This window comes from Mycobacterium sp. E342 (assembly GCF_001667665.1).
Taxonomy (GTDB): Bacteria; Actinomycetota; Actinomycetes; order Mycobacteriales; family Mycobacteriaceae; genus Mycobacterium.
This window is the reverse complement of sequence record NZ_LZJM01000205.1, coordinates 1-1,582: the sequence shown is the minus strand read 5'-3', so window position 1 is coordinate 1,582 and position 1,582 is coordinate 1. Positions and strand designations below refer to the sequence as shown.

Sequence of the window (1,582 nt, the reverse complement as noted above, 5' to 3'; positions counted from 1 at the left end):
TCATGGTGCTCGATGCCCTACCGTTGACGGTCAACGGCAAACTCGACACCCGCGCCTTGCCCGCACCCGACTACACCAGCGCCCCCTATCGCGCCCCGGCCACCCTCACCGAAGACATTCTGGCCGGCATCTACGCCCAAATCCTCGGCCACGACCGCGTCGGACTGGACGACTCCTTCTTCGATCTGGGTGGGGACTCGTTGTCGGCGATGCGCCTGATCGCGGCCATCAACAATTCTTTGGATGCCAACCTGTCGGTGCGGGCGGTGTTTGAGGCGCCCACCATCGCCCAGTTAGCACCCCGCATCCAGGCCGGGGGTGGGGGTGGGCTGGCCCCGCTGACGGCCCAGCAGCGGCCGGCAGTGGTGCCGTTGTCGTTTGCCCAGTCCCGGTTGTGGTTTATCGATCAGTTGCTGGGCCGGTCTGCGGTCTACAACATGCCCATCGCGGTACACCTCACGGGGCCACTCGACGTGGACGCCCTGCAGGCTGCGCTCGGTGATCTAGTGGCCCGCCATGAAAGCCTGCGCACCCTGTTCCCCACGATCGACGGGATCCCCCACCAGCAGGTGGTGCCGGTCGAGCAGGCCGAGTTCGGCTGGGCGGTGATCGACGCCGGTGAGTGGACGCACGAGCGGCTCGAGGAGGCCATCGCCGCGGCGGCAGAATACTGGTTCGATCTGGCAACCGAAATCCCGATCCACACCGAGCTTTTCCGGTTGGGCCCCGATGAGTATGTGTTGGTGGCGGTGGCCCACCACATCGCCGCCGACGGCTGGTCGACCACACCACTGATACGAGATCTGGGTGTGGCCTATACCAGCCGCGCTCAAAGCCAGACTCCAAGTTGGGCGCCGTTGGCGGTGCAGTACGCCGACTACACACTCTGGCAACGTGAGCAGTTCGGTGACCTCGACGACCCACACAGCCGCATCGGCGGACAGCTGGGCTACTGGCAGCACGCGTTGACCGGGATGCCCGAACGGCTGGTGTTGCCCACGGATCGGCCCTATCCGGCGGTGGCCGATCACCGGGGGGCCAGCCTCCCGATCGAGTGGCCCGCCGAGCTGCAGCAGCAGATCACCCAGCTGGCCCGCACCCACAACGCCACCAGTTTCATGGTGCTCCAAGCCGCCCTAGCAGTCTTGTTGGCCAAACTCAGCACCAATACTGATGTGGCCGTCGGGTTCCCGATCGCCGGCCGGCGCGACCCCGCTCTAGATGAGCTGGTCGGGTTTTTCGTCAACACCCTGGTGCTACGGGTCGATCTGACCCGCGACCCCAGTGTGACCGAACTCCTTGGCCAGGTGCGGGCGCGCAGCCTGGCCGCCTTCGAGCACCAGGATGTGCCCTTCGAAGTCTTGGTGGAACGGCTGCACCCGGCCCGCAGCCTGGCCCATCACCCGCTGGTGCAGGTGATGCTGGCCTGGCAACACCACAACCTGACCGACCTGGGCCTGGGGGAGCTACAAGCCAACCCCATACCGGTGCAAACCCACACCGCCCGCATGGATTTGACATTCTCTCTGACCGAGAACTTCACCGACGCCGGCCAACCGGCCGGGATTAGTGGGGCGGTGGA

1 protein-coding gene is annotated in these 1,582 nt (G+C 65.8%); it reads left to right on the top strand.

All coding sequences use genetic code 11. The features are described from left to right. Positions 1-1,582: condensation domain-containing protein (locus A5692_RS15180; protein ID WP_231984335.1), on the top strand; the 1,582-nt coding region annotated here is incomplete at both ends.